6 protein-coding genes are annotated in these 7,272 nt (G+C 29.2%); all 6 read right to left on the reverse strand.

The features are described from left to right. Nucleotides 1–155 precede the first annotated feature (155 nt). The 6 genes from JOC47_RS14485 to JOC47_RS14510 all read right to left on the reverse strand — a co-directional run bounded on the left by JOC47_RS14485 (nt 156) and on the right by JOC47_RS14510 (nt 6,988). Nucleotides 156–1,973: a GTP-binding protein gene (locus JOC47_RS14485; RefSeq protein ID WP_204703074.1), complete on the reverse strand. Its 1,818-nt coding sequence runs from the start codon at nt 1,971–1,973 to the stop codon at nt 156–158. Between the two features lie 43 nt (nt 1,974–2,016). Beyond that, the gene (gene cysD, locus JOC47_RS14490; protein WP_204703076.1) at nt 2,017–2,898 is read right to left on the reverse strand and encodes a sulfate adenylyltransferase subunit CysD; all 882 of its coding nucleotides are present in this window, start codon (nt 2,896–2,898) and stop codon (nt 2,017–2,019) included. 164 nt (nt 2,899–3,062) lie between these two features. Continuing rightward, nucleotides 3,063–3,824, reverse strand: coding sequence for a glycosyltransferase family 2 protein (locus JOC47_RS14495; RefSeq protein ID WP_204703077.1), 762 nt, complete (start codon nt 3,822–3,824; stop codon nt 3,063–3,065). Nucleotides 3,825–3,840: 16 nt separating this feature from the next. Continuing rightward, a complete protein-coding gene (locus tag JOC47_RS14500) occupies nt 3,841–5,334 on the reverse strand; it encodes a B12-binding domain-containing radical SAM protein (RefSeq protein ID WP_204703078.1) in 1,494 nt (497 codons plus the stop codon). Between the two features lie 46 nt (nt 5,335–5,380). Next, nucleotides 5,381–6,472, reverse strand: a complete 1,092-nt coding sequence (locus tag JOC47_RS14505; RefSeq protein WP_204703079.1) for a glycosyltransferase — start codon at nt 6,470–6,472, stop codon at nt 5,381–5,383. Between the two features lie 30 nt (nt 6,473–6,502). Next, nucleotides 6,503–6,988, reverse strand: a complete 486-nt coding sequence (locus JOC47_RS14510; protein WP_204703080.1) for a hypothetical protein — start codon at nt 6,986–6,988, stop codon at nt 6,503–6,505. Nucleotides 6,989–7,272 lie beyond the last annotated feature (284 nt).

The following is a 7,272-nucleotide window of genomic DNA, read 5'->3' on the forward strand; positions in this document are numbered from 1 at the left end:
TACTCCCCTCCTCCTTATTATTATACCCTACTTAACAACTAATTAAAAATTTTCAAACGGGAGTATCAAATTAAATTCAAAACAGTGGATTTGGCATGCCAAATCCCTACAGCATAAAAAATAAATGCCAGCGTTTACGCTGGCATTTATTTTTGTTACCATGCTTTAAATAAAATTCCTCTATCTTGCAGCATCCCTTTAACCTGCAAAGCTGCCTTTTCTTCCGTCTCAAACTCATCAATGTGTAAATCATATTCAATATCCGTAGTTACATTTTCACCAAGCCAGACTGTTTCAATCTGCTGAGGGTTAACTGTAGTTTGAATCAACTCTAAATCATCTTGACTTAATTCAACTGCAGTAACAACTAAGATTGAACCAGCATCAAGCATAATATGAGAAACCTCAGCTAATCTTCTTAAGTGTTCCTCTTTATGATTTTCATCTCCTTTAATATCAGCATCTACACCATAAAGAAGATTACCAATCCCTAAGAAGTACACAACTCGACCACTATCAAATAATTCTTGTTCTAGAGCTTTAGCAGTTGGTTTCTTACCAACATCTTCTTCACCGGTTAACAAAACTAAAGTTGGTTGTTGACTATACTTCTCTGCTCTTTCTTCTCTATTAATTCTACTCTTCTCCCATTTGTAATTACGAAGCATTACTTTTTCACGAACCCAACTTTGTTCATCTTCTAGAGATTCTTCAACTAAACCTCCACCAGCAATCTCATAATCATCTACAATTACAAAACGACTACTATGTTCTAATTCATTAGCTAAATCAAAGGAAATAGCACTATCTAGTTTAAAGACACATTGTGCTACATCATGTAATTCAACTTGACCTTTATCTTCACTTTGACTTAAATCAGAAGCATCTATGACTCGTTCTATTTTTTCTAATCTAGCTTTTACTTTAGAAGTTCCTAACTTTAAATGATATTCTTTATCTTTAGTTAGTGGTTCTTTTCCTAACCAAAATAAGTTAGTTTTAATTCGCGCTGCAGAATGAGGATCTTTTTCATCAGCTAAAGTAGCAACTTCACCTCGTTTTATAAATATCTGTTCATCTAGAGTAAAGCCGGTGGAATAACCAGCGCCAATAGTATCTGTATCAGGGCGATTAAAGCCTTCAATTGATTTTACTGTACTACTTTTGCCGGAAGGATAGAAAACAACTTCATCCCCAACGCTGACTTGACCAGATTCTATTGTACCAGAAATGATGCGTCGGTCATCTCCACCACGAGTGAATTTATAAACATCTTGGACTGGCATTCTAAATGGTTTATTCTCTGGTAAAGGCTGACTTTTGAAGCTATCTAATAAATCTAAAACTGTTTCTTCTTCATACCACAACATATTATCAGATAGACTAGCTAAGTTGTCACCTTCCATACCACTGACTGGAATAAAACTGGAAGCCTCCATACCGATTTCTTCTAAAAATTCAGTATAATCTGCTACAATCTTTCTATATGTTTCTTCATCATAATCTACTAAGTCCATTTTATTGACTAAGACTGCTACTTGATCAATTCCCAACATAGAAAGCATATAGCAGTGACGTTTAGAATTTTCTTGAATTCCTTCATCAGCATCAATTACTAATAAAGCTGCTTCTGCTCTTGCAGCACCTGTAACCATATTCTTTAGAAATTCAATGTGACCTGGAGCATCTAAGATAATATATTTACGTAAATCTGTTTCAAAAAAGACTCGTGCTGAATCAATAGTAATTCCTTGGTCTTGTTCATCTTTTAATGCATCTAATAAGAAAGCATATTCAAATGGTTTAGAATTTCTCCGACAAGTCTCTTTAACAGATTCTAACTTACCCTCTGGTAGTGAATCAGTATCTGCTAATAAACGACCAATAATTGTACTTTTACCATGGTCAACATGACCGGCAATTACAATATTCATATCTTGGTCGCCACGTGAATCATGCGTTTTGTTAGTCATAATCTCGCTCCCTTCAGCAATATTTTAATTATTGATTTTTTATTTACATATATCCGTCTTTGCGTAGATCTTCTAGCCCTGCGCCTTCATCCTGATCTTGAGCTCGTCCATCTCGTTCGGCTACGTCAGCAAATTTTCCATTTTTCAATTCTTCTACTACTTCATCTACATTTTTAGCATCAGATTCTACTGGTTCAGTACAAGGAGCACAACCTAGAGAACGATATCTTTTACCTTCTCCTTGATCATAATATAAATCAACTATCGGAATTTCTTCTCGTTGAATATACTCCCAAATGTCTAATTCAGTCCAATCTAATAAGGGATGAATTCTAACATGAGTACCAGGAGCAAAATCAGTTTTATATTGACTCCAAAACTCTGGAGGTTGATCACTAATATCCCAGTCATTATTTTCATCTCGCGGAGAGAAATATCTTTCTTTAGAACGAGAACCTTCTTCATCAGCTCTAGCTCCAACAATTACTCCCGTATAAGGTTTAGTATTATCATCAACTTCATACTCGCCTGTTTCATGATTCATACGATATCTCTTCCAGTTACCATTTAAGGTATTCTTCAATGCTTCTGCTTTTAATCTCCGGCAGCATTCTTGATGGTCTACATTCCCTTCTGGATAAGTCATATTTTCTTCTAATGACTTTTCGTCCTGACCATAAATCATATCTAATTCCCATTTTTTAGCTAGCTTATCACGATGCTCAATCATCTTAGGAATCATATAGTCTGTATCAATATGTACTAGTGGAAAAGGTACATGTCCGAAAAATGCTTTACGAGCGAGCCAAAGCATGACTGTACTGTCTTTACCAATTGACCACAACATACTTAAATTATTAAATTCACTGTATGCTTCTCTCAGAATATGAATACTCTTGTTTTCAAGTTTGTCTAAATGATCCATTAAGTAGCCTCCTTTTAAATTTTAATAATAATACTATCTATCTATTATTATTAAACATCTAACATCCTTTTTCAATAAATAATTATTATTTCTATTTAAGATTAATAATAGATTAGAATATTAAACTTATTATTGTTTAATATATCTTATATACAATAAAAATTTTATATTCTATATCTTTTGTACCCATAATATAAATAATTAAGAAAGTAATAAAAACTTTTAAATAAGTTTAAACCTTCAATTTCTCTATATATTTTCCACTGTTGCTTTATAACTGAAATTTTATTACTAGACCTTGATTCTTGCATAACTCTATATGAAGCTAAAGGTTCTTGAATCCCGAAAGCAAAATCTACCTCTTTTAAAATTTCAAGCCATAAAACATAATCTTCACTTTTATCTAAATCTTTAAAATATCTTTTACCTAATTCCTTTCTATCATAAATAACTGTCAAACATCCCATTATATTTGTTTTTAACAAATCAGCATATTTCACTCTATTAGGAACTTCTACTGTACCTCTATAATTTCCATCTTCATTAATTTTTTTATAACTAGTAAATGATATTGAAAAATTATTTTTTTTCATATAATTTATTTGTTTTTCTAATTTCTCAGGTTCCCACAAATCATCACTATCTAAAAAAGCAACATATCTACCTTCAGCTTCTTTTATACCTCTATTACGCGCTTTAGTCACACCAATATTTTTTTCTAGTTGTATTAATTTTATTCTATTCTCTTCAAATGAAAACTCTTTTACAATTTCTGGTCCATTATCTGTAGAACAATCATCTATTACTAGCAATTCCCAATTTTTGTAAGTTTGATTTAAAACAGAATTTATTGTTTGTGAAATAAAAGACTCTTCATTATATAGTGGGGTGATTATCGAAACCAAAAAATCTTCTTTTTTCTGCATAATATCCCCCCCTAGATTAATTTCTAAAATCATTATAAAGATGTTTGGCAAATTTGATAAATGATTTAAAAGTTCTTTTGAATTCTTGATAATCAGTTAAAGATTGTTTGAGTTTATATAAAATATATTTTGGTCTTAAATAAAATTCCTTTCGAGCTTTACTACAGAAAGAAACTAATTCTTCGGCTGTTAAATCCCCCGGATCAATTATTGTTTTATGAAGCCCATCTTGCGTTAACCATCCATCATAATCATAATCTTTTAGATAATCATTATTTTTAGCCCAATCATAAGCTTCAGTTCCTGGATATGGAATCATAGGATAAAATTGTGCAGTATCTGGGTTTAATTGTTTAGCAAATTCTAATGTTTTATCCATTGTTTCCTTAGTTTCACCAGGGTTTCCTACCATAAAACATCCATGAACTAAAAGACCAGCTTGTTTAGCATTTTTAGTAAATTCTCTTGAATCTTTTAAATTTATTCCTTTGTTCATACCATTTAAAACTTTCTGTGAGCCACTTTCAAACCCTGCAATTAATAATCTACAACCTGCTTTTTTCATCAACTTCATAGTTTCTAAATCAAGAGTGTTCACCCTGGCATTAACCCACCAATCTACTTCTTTATTTATCTCTTTATCTATTAATAAATCACATACCTTTTTTACTCTTTTTTTATCAAAAGTAAATGTATCATCTTCTATTCCTATAGATTTAATTTCAGGCATATTATCTACTATATATTCAAATTCTTCAACTATATCTTCTGCACTTCTATACCTATATTTTCTAGAGTGCATTGCTTGCGGATATACACAAAATTTACATCTAGCCGGACAACCTCTTCCAGTGATTATCATAGCCATAGGATATTTAGCTGCAGAGAAAAAATAGTTTTTAATATCTAAATGTTTATTATAAATTTTAGTAACAAAAGGTAGTTTATCCAAATCATCAATAAGTTCTCGGGAGTCATTATGAATTATCTGATCATCAACCCTAAAAGATAAACCTTTTATTTGAGATAAGATATCTTTTCTGTTTTCGGATGTCAATTGATTATTAGATAAAATATCAGATAATTCTTTTATTGTACAATCATATTCATTTTTAGCTATAGCATCAATACTCTTATCCAAATCTAAAGTTTCTTCAATTAATACACTAGGATGAGTGCCTACTAACGTAACAAAGCAATTAGATAAATTATTTTTAATTTCAGATGCTACTTGAACATCATTGTATATACTTGGAGTACTTGTATCTAAGACAACTAAGTCTGGATTATAATCTTTAACTAATTTAATTGTTTTAGCTTTATCATATCCTTTTGCGCAAGCATCAACTAACTTCACTTTGTGTCCTGCTTCTTCTACTACTCCAGTTGCATAAGATAACCAAAATGGATAATAAAGAGTTCCACTTTTAGTTACAGCTGGACTTCTAGATGTTCTAGAAAATTTACCATGTTTTGTTTTAAAAGGAGGATTTAAAAGTAAAACTTTCATTATATATTTCACCCCATATAAATTATTATATTATGTAATATCTTTATCATTTGTTCAATACTTCTTTATAAACTTCTAAAGTTTCTTTAGCGGTTTTCTTCCAAGAAAATTTTTCAGCTCGTTTTAATCCATTTTTGCTTAGTTTTTGTTGTAATTTTTTGTTGTCTAAAACATCAATAATGGACTTAGCCATTTCATTAACATCATAAGGGTTAAATTTAACAGCTGCATCATCTACCACTTCTGGAACAGCAGAAGTGTTGGTAGCTACTACAGGAGTACCACATGCCATAGCCTCTACAGGTGGTAAACCAAATCCTTCATACAAAGAAGGAAAAACAAACGCCGTAGCTGCATTATATAGTAATAATAAATCTTCATTAGAAACAAATCCTGTAAAACTTACATTGTCTTCTAAGTTATGTTCTTCCATTATATCAAAAACTTCATCATATCCATCATCTCTTTTACCCACAATAATCAATTTAATATCTTTGTTATATTTTTTCACTTTAGCTAACGCTTTTAATAAACGAGAAATATTCTTATAAGGTTTTATATTTCCAACATACAAAAGATATTCTTCACCAGTATTATATTTATTTTTAATAGTATTCAATGCTTGTACATCATCAATTTGCTCATAAAAGTCATCAATTGCAATATGAGTAACTTTAATTTTTTCTTCTTTAAAATTAAATTTATCTATTAGATCTTGCTTTGTATTTTTGGAAACAGTAATAACCTTATTAGCTCTAAATTTAGCTAACCAAATCATACTTTTCATATACATGATAGCCATTTTAGAATAATCTTCAGAAAATAATAATGGAGTTATATCATGAATAGTTAAAACTATTTTATTGAAATTGAATACTGGAAATACAAAATGCGGTGAATGAAATAAATCTATCTGATTATTATAAGTTATAAATGGAAGTTCTAACTGCTCTTTAATACTAAAAACATCAGATTCACATTTTATATTATTTAAATCAAATCTATTATCTTCTGTTTTTTTATTGGAAAGCAAATACAAATCATCTATAGATTGAATATTATTAAATTCTTTAATTAAATTTTTAGAGTATTTACCTAACCCGGTCCAATCATTCATCCTATAATCAAATAAAATCACAATATCACCTTCTACATAAAATTAATTTTATTATAAAAATACAAAATAAACTATTCCACCTAAAAAGCCTATATTAAGTAAAAATATATATAATAATATAATATTTTTACTACCATAAATATCTAGCATATATCCCCCCATTAAATATAAAATCCAATTCCACATTAATGTATTTCTTATTCTAAATCCATTATAAGCTAATAAATATCCATAGATGGTGCTAAATATTATTAGTATAAGAAAAGAAAATTTATCTTTATGAATAAACTCTTTTTTTATATTAAGCAAATACTGAATTAAAAAAGCAAAATACAATGGAGATAACATTAAATTTGTATATATAAAAATTTTATTAAATATTGGTCTGAATACAAAACGTGCTTTTGAATAAAAAGGTGAACCTCCAATTATAGCAATAACAGGACCTATTAAAAATCTTATAACAATATTAATAAGATTAGAACTTTGCATTAATTCCCCATTTTTTAAATTGCTACTTATTATTTTTAATCCCATAGGGCCCCATCTTGATATAAAACTAGTTATAATATAAAAAATAATTAATACTATTAATAACAAAAATACATTCCTCTTTTTATTAGACGAGTATATAAAGAAATACAAGAATATACACATTAAAAAAATTAAAGAAAGTGGCAATCTGAATAATGTTAAAAAAATAAAGAAAATAACAAATTTAAAGTGATTTTTTTTAATCAATAAATTATAAAAACTAGCCATTAATAAAAATAAAATTATTCCATCTCTTAACAAAGTACTATTGATCCACAAATAATTAG

The organism is Halanaerobacter jeridensis (assembly GCF_016908315.1).
In the GTDB taxonomy this organism is placed as follows: Bacteria; Bacillota; Halanaerobiia; order Halobacteroidales; family Halobacteroidaceae; genus Halanaerobacter; species Halanaerobacter jeridensis.